Origin of the sequence: Leptolyngbya sp. NIES-2104, assembly GCF_001485215.1 — a bacterium.
Classification (GTDB): Bacteria; Cyanobacteriota; Cyanobacteriia; order Leptolyngbyales; family Leptolyngbyaceae; genus Leptolyngbya.
The window spans coordinates 3,094,450-3,112,761 of record NZ_BBWW01000001.1 but is presented as its reverse complement, the minus strand read 5'-3'; the positions used below and the strand labels follow the sequence as shown (position 1 = coordinate 3,112,761).

The 18,312-nt window shown below is 48.7% G+C and carries 28 protein-coding genes; 16 read left to right on the top strand and 12 right to left on the bottom strand.

Translation table 11 applies throughout. The annotated features are described in order from the left end of the window. The first annotated feature begins 249 nt into the window (after positions 1-249). Both NIES2104_RS32670 and NIES2104_RS32665 read left to right on the top strand, forming a co-directional pair. Positions 250-558 carry a hypothetical protein gene (locus tag NIES2104_RS32670; RefSeq protein WP_202815073.1) on the top strand — a complete coding sequence of 103 codons (309 nt, stop codon included), beginning with the start codon at positions 250-252 and terminating at the stop codon, positions 556-558. Between the two features lie 104 nt (positions 559-662). Beyond that, positions 663-1,394 carry a hypothetical protein gene (locus NIES2104_RS32665; protein ID WP_202815072.1) on the top strand — a complete coding sequence of 244 codons (732 nt, stop codon included), beginning with the start codon at positions 663-665 and terminating at the stop codon, positions 1,392-1,394. Positions 1,395-1,613: 219 nt separating this feature from the next. Here NIES2104_RS32665 and NIES2104_RS31305 read toward each other — a convergent pair whose 3' ends face one another. The 9 genes from NIES2104_RS31305 to NIES2104_RS14620 all read right to left on the bottom strand — a co-directional run bounded on the left by NIES2104_RS31305 (position 1,614) and on the right by NIES2104_RS14620 (position 6,605). After that, entirely contained in the window at positions 1,614-1,880 is a 267-nt protein-coding gene (locus tag NIES2104_RS31305) for a helix-turn-helix transcriptional regulator (protein WP_225895244.1), read from the bottom strand. Continuing rightward, positions 1,859-2,509: a hypothetical protein gene (locus tag NIES2104_RS14655; RefSeq protein ID WP_058998921.1), complete on the bottom strand. Its 651-nt coding sequence runs from the start codon at positions 2,507-2,509 to the stop codon at positions 1,859-1,861. The genes NIES2104_RS31305 and NIES2104_RS14655 overlap by 22 nt, the downstream gene beginning before the upstream one ends. Before the next feature lie 118 nt (positions 2,510-2,627). Then, a complete protein-coding gene (locus NIES2104_RS14650; protein ID WP_058998919.1) occupies positions 2,628-2,960 on the bottom strand; it encodes a hypothetical protein in 333 nt (110 codons plus the stop codon). A gap of 257 nt (positions 2,961-3,217) precedes the next feature. After that, a complete protein-coding gene (locus NIES2104_RS14645) occupies positions 3,218-3,760 on the bottom strand; it encodes a hypothetical protein (RefSeq protein WP_058998917.1) in 543 nt (180 codons plus the stop codon). 117 nt (positions 3,761-3,877) lie between these two features. After that, positions 3,878-4,402 carry a hypothetical protein gene (locus tag NIES2104_RS14640; RefSeq protein WP_058998915.1) on the bottom strand — a complete coding sequence of 175 codons (525 nt, stop codon included), beginning with the start codon at positions 4,400-4,402 and terminating at the stop codon, positions 3,878-3,880. 23 nt (positions 4,403-4,425) lie between these two features. Continuing rightward, positions 4,426-5,220, bottom strand: coding sequence for a hypothetical protein (locus tag NIES2104_RS14635; protein ID WP_058998912.1), 795 nt, complete (start codon positions 5,218-5,220; stop codon positions 4,426-4,428). A gap of 168 nt (positions 5,221-5,388) precedes the next feature. Then, positions 5,389-5,733 (bottom strand): hypothetical protein, encoded by a 345-nt coding sequence (locus NIES2104_RS31810; protein ID WP_156426960.1) that lies wholly within the window; start codon positions 5,731-5,733, stop codon positions 5,389-5,391. Beyond that, positions 5,730-6,077, bottom strand: a complete 348-nt coding sequence (locus tag NIES2104_RS14625; protein ID WP_225895243.1) for a hypothetical protein — start codon at positions 6,075-6,077, stop codon at positions 5,730-5,732. The genes NIES2104_RS31810 and NIES2104_RS14625 overlap by 4 nt, the downstream gene beginning before the upstream one ends. A gap of 195 nt (positions 6,078-6,272) precedes the next feature. After that, a complete protein-coding gene (locus NIES2104_RS14620; protein ID WP_202815184.1) occupies positions 6,273-6,605 on the bottom strand; it encodes a hypothetical protein in 333 nt (110 codons plus the stop codon). Positions 6,606-6,712: 107 nt separating this feature from the next. Between NIES2104_RS14620 and NIES2104_RS31805 the strand changes: the two genes are divergently transcribed. The 4 genes from NIES2104_RS31805 (at position 6,713) to NIES2104_RS31800 (ending at position 8,385) form a co-directional block, all read left to right on the top strand. Next, a complete protein-coding gene (locus NIES2104_RS31805; protein ID WP_156426959.1) occupies positions 6,713-6,943 on the top strand; it encodes a hypothetical protein in 231 nt (76 codons plus the stop codon). Between the two features lie 108 nt (positions 6,944-7,051). Beyond that, positions 7,052-7,773 (top strand): IS1 family transposase gene (locus tag NIES2104_RS31300; RefSeq protein WP_156426958.1). Its coding sequence is split into 2 segments (ribosomal slippage): positions 7,052-7,334 and positions 7,334-7,773, totalling 723 coding nucleotides; the frame shifts between segments, so codons are not numbered across the junction. Between the two features lie 137 nt (positions 7,774-7,910). Next, positions 7,911-8,147 carry a hypothetical protein gene (locus NIES2104_RS14605; RefSeq protein ID WP_058998902.1) on the top strand — a complete coding sequence of 79 codons (237 nt, stop codon included), beginning with the start codon at positions 7,911-7,913 and terminating at the stop codon, positions 8,145-8,147. A 67-nt stretch (positions 8,148-8,214) separates the two neighbouring features. Further along, a complete protein-coding gene (locus NIES2104_RS31800) occupies positions 8,215-8,385 on the top strand; it encodes a hypothetical protein (RefSeq protein WP_156426957.1) in 171 nt (56 codons plus the stop codon). Positions 8,386-8,424: 39 nt separating this feature from the next. Here NIES2104_RS31800 and NIES2104_RS14600 read toward each other — a convergent pair whose 3' ends face one another. Beyond that, on the bottom strand, positions 8,425-9,360 hold the full coding sequence (locus tag NIES2104_RS14600; protein ID WP_058998900.1) for an IS5 family transposase: 936 nt from the start codon (positions 9,358-9,360) through the stop codon (positions 8,425-8,427). 124 nt (positions 9,361-9,484) lie between these two features. Between NIES2104_RS14600 and NIES2104_RS14595 the strand changes: the two genes are divergently transcribed. Further along, positions 9,485-9,805 carry a hypothetical protein gene (locus NIES2104_RS14595; RefSeq protein ID WP_058998898.1) on the top strand — a complete coding sequence of 107 codons (321 nt, stop codon included), beginning with the start codon at positions 9,485-9,487 and terminating at the stop codon, positions 9,803-9,805. A 177-nt stretch (positions 9,806-9,982) separates the two neighbouring features. On the opposite strand, the gene NIES2104_RS14590 is transcribed toward NIES2104_RS14595, so the two are convergent. Continuing rightward, positions 9,983-10,561, bottom strand: a complete 579-nt coding sequence (locus NIES2104_RS14590; protein ID WP_058998897.1) for a TetR/AcrR family transcriptional regulator — start codon at positions 10,559-10,561, stop codon at positions 9,983-9,985. A 91-nt stretch (positions 10,562-10,652) separates the two neighbouring features. Between NIES2104_RS14590 and NIES2104_RS14585 the strand changes: the two genes are divergently transcribed. The 6 genes from NIES2104_RS14585 (at position 10,653) to NIES2104_RS14560 (ending at position 14,937) form a co-directional block, all read left to right on the top strand. Beyond that, complete coding sequence (locus NIES2104_RS14585) at positions 10,653-11,045, top strand: DUF6463 family protein (protein ID WP_058998895.1); 393 nt, start codon at positions 10,653-10,655, stop codon at positions 11,043-11,045. Between the two features lie 221 nt (positions 11,046-11,266). Next, positions 11,267-11,731: a DUF1772 domain-containing protein gene (locus NIES2104_RS14580; protein WP_202815071.1), complete on the top strand. Its 465-nt coding sequence runs from the start codon at positions 11,267-11,269 to the stop codon at positions 11,729-11,731. 92 nt (positions 11,732-11,823) lie between these two features. Then, on the top strand, positions 11,824-12,867 hold the full coding sequence (add, locus tag NIES2104_RS14575; protein ID WP_058998893.1) for an adenosine deaminase: 1,044 nt from the start codon (positions 11,824-11,826) through the stop codon (positions 12,865-12,867). Positions 12,868-12,957: 90 nt separating this feature from the next. Further along, positions 12,958-13,557, top strand: a complete 600-nt coding sequence (locus NIES2104_RS14570; protein WP_058998891.1) for a flavodoxin family protein — start codon at positions 12,958-12,960, stop codon at positions 13,555-13,557. A gap of 5 nt (positions 13,558-13,562) precedes the next feature. Further along, complete coding sequence (locus NIES2104_RS14565) at positions 13,563-14,150, top strand: ASCH domain-containing protein (protein ID WP_058998889.1); 588 nt, start codon at positions 13,563-13,565, stop codon at positions 14,148-14,150. 145 nt (positions 14,151-14,295) lie between these two features. Next, positions 14,296-14,937 carry a class I SAM-dependent methyltransferase gene (locus NIES2104_RS14560; protein ID WP_058998887.1) on the top strand — a complete coding sequence of 214 codons (642 nt, stop codon included), beginning with the start codon at positions 14,296-14,298 and terminating at the stop codon, positions 14,935-14,937. Between the two features lie 358 nt (positions 14,938-15,295). Here NIES2104_RS14560 and NIES2104_RS14555 read toward each other — a convergent pair whose 3' ends face one another. After that, complete coding sequence (locus NIES2104_RS14555; protein WP_058998885.1) at positions 15,296-15,838, bottom strand: PadR family transcriptional regulator; 543 nt, start codon at positions 15,836-15,838, stop codon at positions 15,296-15,298. Positions 15,839-15,955: 117 nt separating this feature from the next. Here NIES2104_RS14555 and NIES2104_RS14550 point away from each other — a divergent pair, with 117 nt between their 5' ends. From NIES2104_RS14550 to NIES2104_RS14540, 3 genes are all read left to right on the top strand, one after another. Next, positions 15,956-16,354, top strand: a complete 399-nt coding sequence (locus tag NIES2104_RS14550; RefSeq protein ID WP_058998883.1) for a monooxygenase family protein — start codon at positions 15,956-15,958, stop codon at positions 16,352-16,354. Between the two features lie 299 nt (positions 16,355-16,653). Then, the gene (locus tag NIES2104_RS14545) at positions 16,654-17,652 is read left to right on the top strand and encodes a phosphotransferase (RefSeq protein WP_058998881.1); all 999 of its coding nucleotides are present in this window, start codon (positions 16,654-16,656) and stop codon (positions 17,650-17,652) included. A gap of 209 nt (positions 17,653-17,861) precedes the next feature. Beyond that, positions 17,862-18,266, top strand: coding sequence for a GFA family protein (locus tag NIES2104_RS14540; protein WP_058998879.1), 405 nt, complete (start codon positions 17,862-17,864; stop codon positions 18,264-18,266). Positions 18,267-18,312: the final 46 nt, after the last annotated feature.

Genomic DNA, 18,312 nt, shown 5'->3' with positions numbered 1-18,312 from the left:
TTTGTGCTAACCAGCATCTATTTATTCTTCAGAATAAATAGATGCTGGTCGATTGGAAGTTATCAATCAAATTTGAATCAAACTCCGAACACTTGCCGCTGTTTCATATATCCAATGGTGATCGCGTTTAGACCTTACCAAGTTTGTGCCGCATGAAAGCACTGAATGCGCCTAGCCACTTTCAGATTACTCAGCTAGGTTTTTTCCAGTTATCATGCAACCTGTTCGTGACAATGAGCGGGGGCAACGATGGCTGAATTTACCACAGCAGAATGGGAAAAAATCAAGACGCGGTTAGCTCAAGATCCAGACCGATATGGGCTACCCAAGCGTGAGTATGGTTCGGTCGTCTTAGCCTCATTCAACATCCGCAAGCTGGGCGCAAGAAAACAACGCAACGAAGCGACCTGGCAATTCCTCGCGCAGCTTTGCCAACAGTTCGATCTGCTCTCGGTGCAGGAAATCATGGACGACCTTGAAGGCTTTGATTATCTCAAATCCCTAATGGGTGACAACTTTGGTGCAGTCGTTTCCGATGTCACGGGTGCATTCCCTTGAGAAGCAGGACTCGGTGAACGCTTGGGCTTTATAACCGATCGCTCATTGAGCGCGGCAATGTCGTCTCTGATATTTCCTTCGATCGCACCAAGTTGATTACCACGATGATCGAACACAGCGCGGAATTCGTCAGCGAGATCGCCCCACATCTCGATGAACAGGGGAATCTCCGTAAAGGAGCCGATATCAAACTGCCTGTATTCCTCACCTTCGTGCGTCAACCGTTCTGTGCCAGCTTCCGCACCAATGGACATCCTGGCACACGCCCGTATGACATTATGGCAGTCAACGCTCATCTCTATTTCGGGGACAGCATCGAGGATCGACGACAGGAATTCGATGCGCTGATGGAGTGGTTACTAGCAAGAGTGAAAGAGCGATCGAGCAACTTCCCGAACTATATCTTGATAGGCGATCTCAACCTGGACTTTGATGACCCGGAACGAGACCGTCCCCGCATCGAAGCACACATCAAAACGTTCAATCAGTCGATGGGCAGAACCGCGAACGTGAACTTTCCGTTTCTCGACGTTCATCCGCAATACAAGACACAGTTTCGCACGAACGCTAGGTTGAGCGAGACGTTTGATCAGATTGGCTTGTTCAGTCACGATGATCGCCTACCGACGTACAAGGACAACGCGACGATGGGAACTCAGTTGCGCGGACCTGATTATGGCATTGTCAACTTCGTCGAGCTATTTCGAGAAGCATTAGATCTGCCTCCACTTGAGCAGATGAGCAAGACGCAACAGAAAGCGTTTTTCAGCAAGTTTGAACATGAGGTCAGCGATCATTTGCCCCTGTGGTTGCGCTTGCCGTTGCCAGAAGTATAAAGTTACAAGCGATGTCGGAAAGCTGCGATCGCATGAGTAATGTCAGACAGAAACAGCGAGACTGCCTGCAAATCGTCTTGTTTTGGACTTTGCATATTTGATCGATCAATTTGCACTTTCTAGTGCGTTTCTCCTTTGTTTCACAGATTTAAGTCAGCATAAAAAACTAGCGAGGCAGCAATTTTGGAGATTTGCGCTATTTTGAGGAGATTCTTGCTATTACTTGAGCAGAGCTTTAGGCGTGACACCCATCAAGCGTCTGAAGTAGTGGGCAAAATGGCTTTGATCGTAAAATCCAACGGTCGCAGCAACCTCCGCGATCGTCATTTCGCCTTTCAGCAGCAATTGTTTCGCTCGCTCCACGCGGCAGCGAATCACATACTGGTGCGGTGATAGCCCTGTGGACTGTTTGAACAATCGCGAGAAGTGATGCGGACTCATTTGGGCGATTGTGGTCAGTTCTTCTAGACTGAGGTTTTGCTCCAAATGAGCGTTGATGTAGTCGATACCGCGCTCAGCTTGTATTTGGGTAAGTCCCCTTTGAATTCGGAAATGGCGACTGTGGTTGCACTATATTTCTGGAGAAGCTGCACTGCCAGTGCTGTGGCAAGTGACTCGCCGAACAGCCGTCCGCCCATTCCACCCGTGACAAGTTCTTGCCACAGTGCTAACCCCAGGTGTTCAAGTTGTGGATCGGGAGCCACCAGATGGTTCACGATTTCAATTCGGTCCGGGTTGAGATTGCCGAGGTCGATCGCTGTCTCCCGCAGCAAGGCGGGAGTGAGATAGAGGTGAATCACATCCGCTTCGCCTGGCTCCTTCCATCGCCAATAGCTGGGCAAACCTGCCGGAAGCACATTGATCTGCCCTTGACTCAAGTGTCCTTCGTAGACCCGTCCATCAATGCGCGCACTTAAAGGGTGTCCGAGATTGATACCTATCGTGTGGCAGGAAAGCGCCGGAAACTCATGATCGCTCACGGTATGACGGCGTTGCACGACCTCAATTCCTCGCCATGTCCCTGGCTGGCTCGATAACACAACCGTCTCTGGGAGAACGGGTGTTGTCTCGTTGCTTAATAAAGCTCCACGTCGCGAAGATTGGTCATTAGCCATGACGCTCACAAAAACACTGCCAAAGTTTCACTATCTTCTAAGGCAATTTCATGAAGAGCCAGCTTCTTTGGGAGGATTTTTCTGCCATCTAACCAAACTGCCAATCAGTCCTACCACATTACTCTGCATCGGGCGGCCTCATAATTTCAACCATCACTTGCTGTTGCAGTCTCAAAAGGGCTTGCTCAAACGCTTCTAATTCCCCTGCCTGACACCGCTCCAGTAATTTTTGTGCCGATGTTGGAGGATGAGTGCGATCGATCAGTTCCCGGCACAATTCGACCGCAGCCGCATCTTTCCAAGATGCTTCGATCAAACACTGCCGACAGGCAGCTTTCACAAGCAGCTCGACCGTATCCTCGTGGGGCGACGGCAGCAATGGGCGGTTTTCCATCAACCAGTGCAGGGCACTCATTTCTCGGCTCTGACCAAAATAGAAATCGTGTGGCATACTGCTGCCTCCATCTCAGATACAGGGATCGCTAGTGGCGCATTGAGCGGAGCAGGACGGATTTCACACACTCTTGCCCGCCTATCTCCAACGAGATCAAAAGCTGTCTTTCAGAAATAGAGAACGCCCTCATTTTTGATCGCAACCTCAACGACTACCCGGAGAATGACTTGAGCAAGATTTGACCAATGTTCGCAATTTTTGCGAACTTTCCAGCCGTTCGGCTCAAGCAAAACCAGCGATCGAGATTGAGTCGCTTAGTCCTCTCGGTTCAGTTCTGCTTGCCCAGTGGACAAGTATTGTTCTAGCGTCCAGACTGCTGCTTGCGTCAACGCTTGCCAATCGGCTGAAGTCAGCGTTCTCGCCATCACCGCCCGCACTTCAGTCCGAGCGTCGTTGGCACGAGAGATTGCCACGCTTGAGTGATCCCATCGCGTCGCTTGCGATCGCTCAAACAGGTGCCAAAGCCGTTCCTGGGTTTCCGGCGGCGGTTGGCGAAAGCGTTCAATCAATAGTTGCCGCCCGACGGAGTGGAGCGTGTCGGTGATTCGGCCCAACTCCCACTCGCTCAGCATCAAGCGGAATTCACCCAGCATCCAATCGCGCAGTTGCGCTAAGCACTCCATTTCCACAGGATCTTCCAGGAACATCCCCATCTGGGTGCCCCAGTTCCGCCCTGCGCCAATGTCGCAGCCACACTCTTCTTCGATACGAATTAATTCTTGCACACGCGCTTCGGACAGGAACCAGTTGAGCGGCTCTGAGGAAGGTTCTTCAGGCAAAGAGTTGTTTGGGTTCATGCGATTCTCCTAATCAAGCGGGCAAGGCTGCAATCATCCAGTCGACACTCAAGCCGTTGAGAGACGATTAGTGCAGGGCGCAACTCCGAAAGAACCGCCACTGCTGATGCTGACTCGTTATCCGTGAGTAAGGCGTGGGTCATGGTCAGCTCCAGGTTCTGATAAATCCCACGGCACTACGTCTTGATACGCCACGACGGGATGCGAGACGAAGAGCAGGGCGGCAGAATCAAACGTTGCCCGCAGCAATCGAGGGGTCATTTCTAAGGCGCGAACGTGGTAAAACGATCGCCAAAAGAACGATCGCTCTACAGGTGTAATCATGCCCTCGAACCGGATTGCCGTAATCCGCACCCACTCCTGGCAAGCAGGTGGGCTAACCAAGACTTCAACCCAAGCAGATAAGGTAGGACGGCTTAAACATCGGGCAACCTCAACCAGTTCAAGCGCATCCGGATCGCTGAGCGGTTGCTCAGAAGCTTGCACAAACCCTTCCTGGATCAACTGTTCCAATGTGCAAAGGGGCAGTTTATCAAAGCTAACTCGTCGCTGTTGTGCGGCCTGGGTCTGCCAATCGAGGGGTTTTCCAAAGATGAGACGATCGCGGCGATCGCCATCGGGATTTAAGGGGAGTGATGTCATAGCTTGTCGGGAATAAAAATAGGCTATTCTGCGGTTGGCGGCGGGGAGGATCGCGGTTGCGGCATCCCGTGCGCCGCAGACAGAAGTGACCACAGGCGATCGGCAACGGTGTAGGAATGAAACAATTCCCCGACAAACATCAGCACACAAGCCATCTCTTGGGCAACTCCCCGTTGCGAAGGAACCGCTTTTTGCCGAGCAGACCGCTTGTTCCCTTGGGTTTCTTGAGTGCCGAAGCCAAGCGGCGACTGCCGCAGTGCCCCTTTCAACTGCTCAGTTAACTTCAGCCACTGTTTGAACCCTGAGAGCGGCAAGTCGAACTCACCAGCGGTTTCCATCAGCGGTTGGGGGGCAAGATCAACAACATCCCGCCACCGCCCCAGTTGGACCTCCATCTTCACCAGATATAAGGTGTGGGAGATGCCCTCGTCGTCGAACACTTCCTCGCAGAATGGCTGGGTGCAGTGAATCTGGAGTGGCTCTTTCAACTGGTGCAAGCGCCAAATCGTGGGGTCTGGATCAATCTGGGTGGCAAGGTAGCGGCAGACCAGTTCGTCCGCCGTCTCAATGAACAGCGATCGCACGAACGCTTGAAACGCATCTGTCCCTGTCAGCGATCGAGCATCGCGGGCAAGATGGTCTTGAATCGGGTCTAGCAGTTCGTATTCGTCCGCCACCAATATCTCTTCTTGCTGTTGCAGGGCGTGCAGTTGGGCGAGGATGTGCTGCTGCAACTGTCGCAGTTGAGCATTGATTTGAGTGCCATTGCGCTGTTTGAGCGTCGAGTGGGCGGTGAGTAATTTATCAAGAGTGAGCATCGGTGATCACGGTTAGCCCGACTGGGGTGGGGAATAGGGGTGGGGGTGATGGGGGCGACGGTAATCAAGGCTGAGATTAACCGCAGCTTGTGGGTAACAATAGATCGCTCGTACTGGACAGGCAAGGGGTGAAGGCAGGTTCCTATCATTTGATAGGAATTGTACGCTTTACTCTGGGTTTGGGAAGAGAATTGCTCGCAGTCGCGGTGGCAGTGGGCAGACTGCCTCCCACACTTCGGGCGGAATCTGGTGGTAATGGTGCAGCAGGAAGTCAAACTCTCCCAAGCGACGAGTGTAAACGTCCTTCAGCAAGCGGGGTTCTTGGCCGCGGTTCATCCAGCGCGTCATCGTCGGCAAACTACACCCAGCGATGAGTGCCAGTTGGTCGTAGGTGAAGGCGTACTCCTGGTAGAGTTGGCGGGGATGGGCGATCGACCATTGACAGTTGGCGTATAAACGCAACAGCGATCGCTCCGGTTCTCCAAGTGGGCGTTGATTGGGGGGACGACTCATGAGGGTTGAGTAGGAAAAAACTCTAGGTCTGCTTCATCAACCCAATCCGCCACAAGCCACTGCCGCGAAGGGCTATCGGCATCGAGTAACAGCAGGTACGACCAAGCCCACTGTGTCAATGCTGCCTCTGCCCTGCTGGGAATATAAGTCTGCCCAATAACAATTCCCCAATCGGTAGCAGGCGTGGGAATCCAGCGGCATCGAGAACCCACTGGATACTTCGGTAAGCTAATCGTGTTGGGAAAGTCGGCGGGCAGCGCAAGTCCACCGAACTCTTTAGCCTGTAACATCGGCAAATTTAACCGAGAAAACTGAGATTCTGGTTGCTCACTAGGAGTTGCCATCACCATTGGGCACGATTACTCGTGCTAGATCTTGAAATTGGGTTGTGGTTGAAAAGGTTGATGAAAAAGCAAAGAGCCGAAATCAGAAACGCTGAGCGGCAACCCACCTGCTGTTTCTGAAAAGGCTCTAGCCAGAATTACAGTAAGACTCTGTTTAGCCGTTTGGCAATGATTATTTGCCGTTTGGCAATTGAACTAAGTTTGCCGTTTAGGACGTAGGCGTTGAATATAAACTTCGCGCAACTTTTGCAGATACTCTGGTTCGGTTTCAATGGCAGTCCAGATGTGGTGGGCGAGTGCCATTCTCTGCTTATGGCGGGCACTTGGTTTTCTACGATCGACACCTTGTGAGAACCAATGGTTGACAGTGGTTAACGAGCAATCACAAACAATAGCCAAATCTTCCCGCGACACATCCCAGTGTGCGAGAAATTCCTCAAGTTCCATCGAGTAGGGTGCTGCGGGCTGAAAATAAGCCTCTAACGCATCCCAGTGTCCCTGAGTTGGAGTTCTCGGAGCAAGACCCATAGCCACCTCGATTGCCTTTTGGCAATTATATAAAAATCGTAGCTTGGTGTGAGTTGCAGCGTTCAGATTAAACAGACGTGCTTAGCTAGGGTTTCCCACTGGCATTTTTGGACAGGCGCTCGCGGGCACAAAAATTTGGCGCAACGATCGCGCTACCCTTCTCGGTGAGTCAGATTGATTGCCAGCACCATCCCTTTACGCTGACGCTGGATAATCACACCCAAATTCACACCAAAGCTATCGTCATCGCGTCCAAGGTGCGCTATCGCAAGCTCCTTTTTGAGCATCCGTTTGACAATACGAGCGTGTACTATGCGGCGGTAGTGCCCCTTACGTAAAGGACAGAGAAAAAAGCTTAATTCTGAGAGCTTTATCTGGCGAACCTTCTAAAAATGGTAGTTCTAAAGATGTAAGGATAGAGAGGATGAAGTTAACTTAATTGCGTTATGTCAACTGCTCCACTTGTTTGTCCTACCTGTAACTCTGCTCATATTGTTAAGAACGGCAAAATTCACAATGGTAAACAGAACTTTAAGTGCCGTGAGTGTGGCAGACAGTTTGTGCAAGACCCGCAAAACAAAATCATTAATGAAGCCACTAAAACTCTGATTGATAAATTGCTGTTGGAGAAGATTCCCTTAGCTGGAATTGCTAGAGTCGTGGGTGTTTCAGAACCTTGGCTCCAGAATTCTGTCAATGAGAAATATCAGAACCTGCCCCGTCCAAGTGAACGTACAAGCTAAAAAAGGGGCGTTTAACCATCCAGTGTGACGAGATGTGGTCGTTTGTCGGCAGCAAAGCCAACAAGCAGTGGATTTGGTTAGCACTCGACGTAGAAACACGAGAAATTGCCGGGGTGTATGTTGGAGAGCGCAGTCAAGATGGCGCACAAGGATTATGGGAGTCATTGCCAGCAGTGTATCGGCAGTGTGCGGTTGCTTACACTGATTTTTGGTCAGCTTATGATGAAATCTTTCCCTGTAAGCGACATCAAAGTGTGGGTAAAGATAGTGGCAAGACCAGTTATGTTGAGCGGTTTAACTGCACGTTGCGCCAACGGGTATCGCGTTTAGTCAGGAAAACGTTATCGTTCTCTAAGAAGTTGGAGAACCATATCGCGGCAATTTGGTACTTTGTTCACCACTACAATGCATCCTTACCTGTTTAGCACTACCCTAAAAATGACCATTATTCTTCACCCTTTAAGAAATTAAGACTACCCTATGCGGCAACCGCTATGGAGGGCGGGTTCTGCTAGAGCGAGCGAGTGATTGTGGTGGGCGGCGGTATTCCTAGAAAGCGACGATGTCGGATCACCTGATCAGCCGCATTGCTGCCTCAGACGGAATCATGCTGCACACCGGAACCGAAATTACTGACTTGCAAGGCGATCATCATCTCGAACAAGTGACCTGGCACGATCGCCACACCGAAACGACCGAAACGTACCCAATTCGCCATGTGTTTCTGATGATTGGTGCTGTCTCCAACACCCCATGGCTGCAACACCCCATGGCTGCAAGATTGCCTGACGCTGGATGAAAAGGGCTTTATTTGTACGGGCATCCAGTTGATCAATCGTCAGGACTGGACGCTGGAGCGACACCCGATGCCTGTAGAAACCAGCATTCCGGGAATTTTTGCGGCGGGCGTTGTGAGATCGGGGTTTGTAAAGCGGGCTGCTTCAGCGGTAGGCGAGGGAGCCATCATCAGTCAGGTGCATCAGTTTTTAGGCGAGCAGACGGCTGAATCATTAATTTCTACTGGCTTTGTTGCATGATTAAAAAATGGTCAGACTTGTCTTGAGGTCGTCTTGGCATCAAGCTTCAACCTTGTAACTATCGGGTTTAGCGATCCTAATCATTCGGTTGAGTGCAGCACATTTGACGAACAGTTCCACCGCTTGGTTGTCAAATTGACGCGCACTGAGATTCCCTCCAAAAATCGTTTTGAAGCGAAACATTGTGGTTTCAGCAATTGAGCGACGATGATAGCCGGAGTCCTGTTTCCAGCGTTTGCGTCCATGTTTGCGAATCGTACGCAGATTCTCATCCCGTTGATGCGGCTTGCCGTTGCGATTGCCATGTTGCCAAATCTTGGCATCCTTGCGGGGGGGAATAACTGCTTTGGCTCCTTTGGCTTTAATCTCGTCATAGCAGTGGCGATGGTCATACGCCCCATCGGTCGAGACTTGATCGATTGGACATTCAATTGCTTCGAGTACCTCGTTTAGCACTTCTCCATCATGGAAATCATGCGTTGTGACCACTGCTGCCAGAATTTCGCCCGTTGCCTCATCCACTCCTAAATGGAGCTTACGCCATGTGCGTCGCTTGCTAACGCCATGCTGACGGGTCTTCCACTCTCCTTCGCCATAGACTTTCACCCCCGTCGAATCCACTACAACAGGGCGAGATTCCTCCTTAGGCACTATCGGAAGTTCAATCGATAGTTGACCCAATCGTCGTGACAAAGTGCTGTGGTCAGGTACAGGTAACTCAATCGCCATCAACCCGAAAATTGATTCCACAAAGCCTTGGCATTGCCGTCCAGCTAACCGATACACTGCCTTTAGGGTTGCCATCGTCATGATTGCCAAATCGCTATACAACACCGATGCTCCAGGTCTCCCACTCAAGTCATGTACAATCCATTCCTCCAGCACAAACTCATCAATCCAAAAGGTGAGACTTCCCCTCGTCTTCAGTCCGGCGTTATACTCAGACCAGTTGCGGATGCGGTATTGAGGTTTCATAGCAGGTTTAGGTGTGGTAACTGAAACCTACCATGTCTCTACCCTCCGCAACCCCTCTTCATGCAACAAAGCCATTTCTACTTAAAAGGTCGGAAGGGTTTGAACGTGGTTTGCTGTACTGACAATGGTCGACCAGCTAGAAGCAAAAGACGAAGCAATGCAGAAACACTCTGTTTCAGCGCACCTGAAGGGATCAGCCCTGCTGTGCACCCACTCAGAAGATGTGGCTGGCTGGACGGCAGCGATTTTGGAGTGGCTCCAAACCGCCCTGCTTCCGGTTTCGATCGCCGAACTCAGTTGCAGCTTGGAAATGCCGTGGGTAGAAGTATGGCTGGGCGTATTGTTCGGTGGTTTTCAGTTAGAGCAGCGGGGGGAGCTTTATGAGTCGCCCGTTTGGGTAAGATATTCCGATGACAAGGCAATCATTCTGAAGCGAAATGGGTAGCTATAAGCAGGAAAGTTGCGCCTGAACTTCATTGATTCATGCCTATGCTGGGCGGACACAATTCGCTTGCACACCGACTGTATAAAGATAGTCGGTTGAGAACGAAAGGGTGTTAGCGTCGGGTAAAGCGAGTCATTAGCAGGCTTCACATTCTCAGTAGTTAAATTCTACCAATCATTAATCTTGGCGCGTGAGAATAAGATGCTGGAGGTGCATCTCAGCTAATCGTTCAGCCCGACTCGTCTGAATACCCGAGACGAGTTCACCAATTAGAGCGTAGTAAACCATTCGAGCACGTACGGTTGCTTCAAACGGTGTGAAGCCAACGTCTAAAAACAGATTCTTGGTGTAGTTGAGACGACGCTGATCAACCTGGTCAAGAATTGCAGCAACTCTAGAATCATTCGCTGCCCAAGCTCGAATTGCATTTTCGACTTGACCATCATCTTGAATTGCAAGCTCAAACAAGTGAAGCAGTTTGGCTGAAGCGTCACCGCCTGCTGCCTCAACTTGCTGAATAATGCTTTCAGTTTCACGATTAACCCATTCTTGCAAGATTGCTTCTAAAAGCTCTTCTCGATTTTTGAAATGCCAGTAGAAGCTACCCTTCGTCACGTTTAGCAATTTAGCAAGTGGCTCAACTCGCACGGCTTCAACTCCGTTCTCTGCTAAAACCTTTAGCCCTAAGTCGATCCAGTCTTGCTGTCCAAGCCTGGAAATCTCATTCTGCTTAACCGTACGGTGGCGTATTGACATTTGCGAGACAGTTCACTAATCTATAACCATACGGTAGCGTATCCAAGAGTAATTTGATACGGCAAAATCATCTAGAACCAAGGAGATCAAGATGCTTCGACTCAGTGGATACTGGCTAATTGCGATCGGTGTTCTCCATCCGCTCATCCACGGGTGGCTGTTTGCTCAACCGTTGATGGAGATTGTGCAGGATGGCTGGTTCAATACGATCGCACCGATTCCATTAGATCCTTTCTATGACCGAGAAGCCGCATTTTGGTGCATGATGGTCACGCCTTTTCTTCTGATCATCGGATGGCTCTGTTGTTGGGCACAAACAAAAGGTATTAACTTACCCAGTTTTCCGGGTTGGATTCTTTTGCTAACGGCTGCTGTTGGCATTACGCTTGAACCGATTTCGGGATTTTGGCTGTTTATCCCGCCTGCGCTGCTGATACTGAGCAATCAACAACGAGATAAAGAATGGCTAAAAGACTCGCCTTAACACTCTGTCTAGTGTGATGTCTAATCGCACAGTTCAACGTCTCCGCTTATTCATCGCCGAACGACTTCTCAAACTTAGCGAAGAGACTCAAACGGTCAGGTGCAAAGGAACTGTTGTGCTACTTCGCTGTTAAAAGGCAAAGTTTTAAATTGATTTGGTTAGGGGGCAAACAATGCTCAGCGTTTTACAGATTCTGACCGTGATGCTTGTAGCGGTGGCGAATGGCTCTCGCTCTCGCGCACGCCCTTGAACTGCCGGGAAAAATGCGGCTCAGCCAGGAGACGTATTACACTATGCAGCCCATCTATTATCCCGGTTTCACAATCGGAGGGATTAGTGAGCCAGTTAGCATCATTCTGACAATCATTCTGTTGTTCTTAATGCCAATAGGAAGCGTGGACTTCTGGTTAACGCTCGTAGCATTAATTGGACTGCTCGGAATGCAAGCTGTGTATTGGCTCTTCACGCATCCAATTAATCAGTTCTGGGTTGAGGGCGACAACCTCGATCGCTTCAGTTCTGGCTTTTTCTCGTTTGGAGCAAATCGATCGCGGCTTGAGAACAAAACTCGTCCGCCGGGATGGACAGAGTTTCGCGATCGCTGGGAGTATTCGCACGTAGCGCGAGCGGGGTTTGCGCTCGTGAGCCTGCTCGCGCTTGTCATTACCCTCTCTTGCCGCATATAGCTAGATTTGAATTCTGATCGAGAAATCACTCGTTCATTGCACTCGTTAATATCAGCAGAGCAGGTTATTTTTATCAGTAAGAGGCTGAATTCATGCCACAAACTAACACAGTGACCTCAATTTCTCCTGAACTCGCGGCTCGGCTTCGCGCGATGCCCAAAGTTGAAATCCATGTTCATGTTGAAGGAGCAACAGACGCAGAGACGTTTTATCAGATAGCAAAGCGAAATCACGTTGAATTACCGATGAGTTCATTAGACGAATGGAAGTCATTTTTTGAGTTTCGCGATTTTTCGCATTTCATCCAAGTTTACGCAGCGGCGGTTCGGTGCTTGCAAACACCAGAGGACTATGCGCTGATGATTGAACGGCTCTACAAACGACAAGCTGAGGAAAACATTCGCTACACGGAAGCTTTCTTGAGGGCGTCATTTCTGACTCAGAAGTTTCAGGATGACGAGATTTTAGACGCGATCGCAGCAGGACGATCTGCGGGGGAAGCCAACTATCACTGCCAGATTAATTTCATTCCCGATATTGCGCGTGAGATTCCGGATTCTCAAGATCGAGTTCTAGAGTTTGCCGTGAAAGGGAAAGAGCGCGGGTTATTTGTGGGCTTAGGGGTCGGAGGACTTGAAGTTGGGTATCCACCAGAATTGTTCACAGAAACGTTTGCTCAAGCTCGTCGGCAAGGACTCCGCTTGGTGGCTCATGCAGGCGAGGCTGTGGGAGCAGAAAGCATCTGGGGCGCAGTGAATACTTTAAAGCCTGAGCGAATTGGACACGGCATTCGGTGTTTAGACGATCCCAACTTGGTGGAAGTCCTCCGCCAACATCAAATTCCTTTAGAAGTGTCTCCCCAAAGCAACTACTGTTTAGGGGTTGTCGAGCGAAGTCAGCCTCACCCGATTCGCAAAATGGTAGAGGCTGGGCTTTACTGCACCGTCAACTCAGATGATCCAGCCATGTTTTCAACCAGTTTGACGAATGAGTATTTAACGCTTGCAGCACAAGGATTTAGCTGGGAGGAACTTTGGCAACTCAATTTAAATACTTTGGAAGCAACATTTCTGGATGAAGTCGAAAAAGACAAGTATCGTGCTGAGTGGGAGCAATTCACGCGATCAGCCAGCTAGCAATTGTGTTGTGGCAGATAACTGTTCACTTGACCGATAAATACAAATGCACTAGTCTTGCTTCAGTTGCTAAAGAGGCTAGAAAGAACTATGAGCAAAGTTGCAATTATTTACTTTTCCAGCACAGGGCATACCCATCTAATGGCTGAAGCAATTGCCTCCGGAGTGTACAGTCGTGCCAATACTAGCGTTGATCTGATGCGGATTGAAGGATCACAAATAATAGACGGGCGCTGGTCTGACGAAAGTTTTATCGAAAGTCTACAAATGGCGGATGCAATTATATTTGGTTCCCCAACCTATATGGGTGGAGCCGCTGCTCAGTTCAAGGCGTTCGCTGACTACAGCAGTGAAATATGGTTTCAGCAATCTTGGAAGGATAAACTTGCTGGTGGATTTACTCACGGAGCTGCACTCAGCGGTGACAAACTCAGTACACTAGTCTACTTCAGCATTCTAGCTGCTCAACATGGCATGATCTGGGTCAATCCTGGAGAAATTGACTACACAGCACGAGGTACGACGGATGAAACGAATCGATTGGGATCTTATTTGGGGGTGATGGGACAAACCTATTTGAACTTCGAGAGAAAAGAACCAGAACTTCATCCTGGCGATCGCCTAAGCTGTGAACACTTTGGGCATCACTTAGCTAAGTGGGTACATCGAATCAATAGCTCAAACCTTTAGCCATCATGTTGATTAAGCATCAAGTTCTTGAACTCATAGCAAACGGAAGTGTGACATTAGCATTTCGCCGTTGGAAACGTCCAACAGTTCGAGAAGGTGGTCAACTTCGGACAGCAGTGGGTGTTCTAGCAATTGACGCAGTTGATGTAGTTAGTATTGATGAGATTACGGAAGAAGATGCTCAAAGAGCAGGCTACTCATCGTGCCAAGAACTATTACACATGTTGAACAAAAATGGAGATGGGGCGATACATCGCATCAGATTGCACTTTGCAGGACAAGATCCTCGTGAGGTACTGAGAGAGCAGGTCAATCTCACTGATGATGAACTGGCTAAAGTCCGTCGAAAGCTAGGACAATTTGACATAAAAAGTCAAGACAGTTCCTGGACAATGACAGTTTTACAACTGATTAGAGAGCATCCAGGTGTACGAGCCACAGAGCTTGCAGCCTTGGCGCATCTAGATACACAAGTGTTCAAAGTCAAAGTACGTAAACTGAAGGAGCTTGGACTTACTGAAAGTATTGCGCGTGGCGGATATCAGCTGTCTCCACGAGGCTATGAGATTGTCACTCGTCTTAACTCTACTTGAATAGTTCTATGCAACGTATTTGGCAGCACAACCTAAAAACCGTGTTGCAGCAGACGGTTTTTAGCTCTTGGTTGTGCTGCCAAGGTTATCTGCCGCTGTACTTCACTGTTGAGCAGTTTCACTTAAACTCGTGGAGGATGAACCAATGGAACGATCGCAAACAGAATTGCAAACCAGTTACGACCGTGTAGCAGCAGAATACGCCAAGCAGTTTTATGATGAGCTAGATCGAAAGCCATTTGACTGCAAAATGTTGGATTGGTTCATCGAGAAGGTGAATGGTGTTGGAACAATTTGTGACTTAGGGTGTGGTTCTGGACACATTGCAAATTATCTACAACATCGCGGTTTAGAGGTGTGCGGCATTGATTTGTCGTCGGGAATGCTCGAACAGGCGCAACAGTTAAATCCAAACATCACTTTTCAACAAGGCGATATGCTTTCCTTAAATGATGTTGCTGACAGCTTTTTCGGCGGGATCGTTGCCTTCTACTCAATTATTCATATTCCTCGTTCGTTGGTCGCTGACGCTTTGCAAGAGATGAAGCGGGTATTGCATTCAAAAGGCGTACTCTTGTTGACATTTCACATCGGACAGCAAACGAATCACCTTGAAGAATGGCTTGGTGAGAGCGTCTTTTTGGACTTTCACTTTTTTGAGACAGCAGAGATGAAAGATTACCTTAGGACGGCAGGCTTTGAGCTAGAAGAAGCGATCGGAAGAGACCCGTACCCCGATATCGAAGTTCAAACCCGTCGCGCTTATCTTTTTGCCAAGAAGCCGTAAACGAACGCACTGCCCAACAAATCGCTGCGCCGGAACGCCGCAAAACAATGAGTTGGACAGTAAGAGTTCTCTGCGTCCGGTAAGCTTTATCCCCAGGCGGTACAAAAGTGAAAGCAACAATTTTCGATATAGACGGCACGCTCCTGTAATCCGACGCCGATGACGACGCACTGTACTTGGCGATGCTTGCGTCCATCCTGGGGGGTGTACACACAATTCACCGCAGCAGGCATCTTGTGCAACACCGAAGGACTACAGAGCAGACTAATCGATCACGTCAATCTATTGCTTGCTTAACCAAGTGGAACAACGCCCTCAAGGAATCCCGATCGCGATGTTCTCACGACTGTAGATAGGTCTATTTCAGCAACGGCGTAATTTCATTACACCAAGCCAACCAGCCTGCCTCGTAGTGAATGCCGCGCAGCAACGTCATGTACTGAAACTTAAGCGTTTTTGACAGCGTTTGTGGATTTTTGAAGTACTGACACTTAATGTCCTGATAGATTGCTAATCGCTGCTGATGTTGCTGATAGTGCATTTCTAGCTTGGTCACGATCGTCTGACGAGAAACGAGATGTCCAGCGTAGAGTTTTATGAGCAATTCATCCTTAATCGGTGCCATCTCTTCTGATTCAGCAATCCACTGACACAACTGCTGTTTCCCCAACGCGGTTACAGTATAAATGCGTTTGTCGGGTCGATTTTCCTGCTGCACGGATTCAGATTGCAGCCACTCCTTTTCTTCCAGGCGATTCAATTCGCGGTAAATCTGTTGGAAGCTGGCATTCCAGAAAAAACCAACTGATCCTTCAACCGAGGCATTGAACCGCTTGGCAAGGTCGTAGCCGCTGCTAGGGTCGCTAATCAGGGCAGACAGAATGGCATAAGTCAGAGACATAGGCAATGGGTTGACATATTCACTTAATTGAGTATATCTTAGCTTGTATATTCAAATAAATGAATAATCCTTTTGTTGAGTAACAGCCCACGAATGAAAACGAAAAGGAGCCTGAATATGGAAAGGATTTACTCCATTTACCAAATCAGTCTGCCGGAACACCCACAGGCGGTTGTTTTTATCAACGGCTTTTTGGCACGCGATCGCGCAGGTTTCTTCTGGATGTGGAAGAATCTGCTCTGGATCAGGAGCGCGACTGCGACATCGACAGGATGTGTGCAAGTCAAAGCAGGGATTTGTGGTGCGAACGAAGTGATCATGGTCAGCTATTGGCTTTCACAACAGGACTTGAAACAGTTCTTTCGAGGGGAACCCCACCGACAGATGATGCAGTTTGTGATGAAAAATCCCAACAGTCTCTGTTTATATAACGAAACTTATCAACCGTCGTATAGTGGCAAATACAGCCATGAACCACAAGGAATGGCGATGTTCTATGCAAACTTAGCAAAATAGCGGAGAAATGATGAAGAATTTGCATCTAAGGAGTGTTAGGAGTAGAAAAAATCATGATAGAAAACTTCTTAAAATTTCATTGTCTACAGACTTCGCCGCTTAAGCTCATTGAGTCCGCTTATAATCTTATCCCTGCAAAAGCCAATCCTCATACTGTCGCTACTGCTGAGAGAATATTATCAACTGTGGTTGGCAGTTCAATTCAATTCACACGCATTGAGTGCCTCTCTAAAAGAACAAGAAGAAACTTGTTGCTTCGGTGCCACAATTCATCTGAAATAGGTCTCCCATCCAGCTTGATGATTAAACAGCTCAGAGTAAATCCTCATCGCTTAGAAGATGCAAACTCTTGGCATACAGTGCGTTTCTTTCATGATTGGGTCGGTGCTCAATTTTTAAGCACACTGCCTGATAATTTCAGGCATAGTCCTCGCTTCTATGGTGGAGATCGCAATTCAGGCTTGATTATTTTAGAAGATGTGCAGAATGCTGCACGTCTCGTCGAATCTCTGTTGGGAAATGACTACGCTCAAGCGGAACAGGCATTACTTCAGTACGCAGAATGTTTGGGTCAGCTCCACGCCCAGACAATCGGCAAAGCAGCAGAATTCGAGGAAATGTTCAAGGCGATCGCACCCAATGTGAAACCCATTCGAGACACTGTAAATATTCATAAGCATCAGTTAATGCTGGAAAGCTTGGGAATTTGCACTGAAAATCGTTGGTTGCATGACTTAGAAGCAATCAACGAAACAATCAATCATCCCGGTGAATATCTAGCTTACATTCATGCCGATGCTTGCCCTGATAATGTTTTAGATACTGGTGCAGGGTTACGATTAATTGACTTTGAAACGGGTCATTTTGGTCATGCTCTGATTGATGCAGCCTATGGCAGGATGATGTTTCCCAGTTGTTGGTGTGCCAACCGCTTGCCTCATGCTGTAGTTCAGCAAATGGAGGACACTCATCGGGCGGTCTTGATTCAACGCTGTCCAGTCGCAGCAGACGATCGGCGATTTGAAATCGCTTTAGTCAAAGCCTGTGGCTTTTGGTTGCTATACACATTAACGCGGCATCTTGAATCCGCTTTAAGAAAGGATTTGAATTGGGGAACTTCTACCATTCGTCAGCGCATCTTAGCCCGATTGGAAGCTTTCATTACAACATCGCAAGAATTCAATCAGCTTCCTGGTTTACGTAACACTTCTAGCCAGCTTTTAGATTTACTGCGACACCGCTGGTCAGATGTCCCCGATTTACCGCTCTATCCAGCATTTCAGGATCTGCCCGTTTAATCTACTCAATCGCACTGTAATTGACTTACCCAAATAGCAAATTCAACCCTCTGGATGCAGATTAATAGGAGAAAAAGTAAAGATTCTTCAACTCAACACCACCGAAAACAGACTAGAGAAACCAATCAAAGAACCAGAGTCAGTTACAGTCTGGAGCGACGCTTGTTTATGCGATGGAAACAGATTGATCACAAGCTGGAGGTGCAATCATGATCCGAAATTATCAAGGAAGCTGTCACTGCGGTAAAGTTCGCTTCGAAGCTGATATCGATTTAGATGCAGGGACGGGTAAATGCAACTGCTCAATTTGCTCCAAGGTCAGGCTTTGGGGAGTTGTTGTTAGACCCAATGCCTTTCGGTTGTTGGCTGGCGAAGCTAACTTGAGTGACTACCAGTATGGTTCTAGCAAAACTCATCATCGATTCTGCCAGACCTGTGGAGTGCAACCCTTCTGGCATGGATATAGCGTCGAAAAAGATAGGCCGTTCTACACCATTAATGTTGCCTGTCTAGATCACGTAACCGATGAAGAACTCGCTCACTTATCGGTTTGCTACTACGATGGGCGCAACAATAACTGGCAGTCGCCTCCGACTGTGACTCGCCACCTTTGATGAAATCTTGACTCAATGAATCGATAGCCTGCTATACTACATTTGT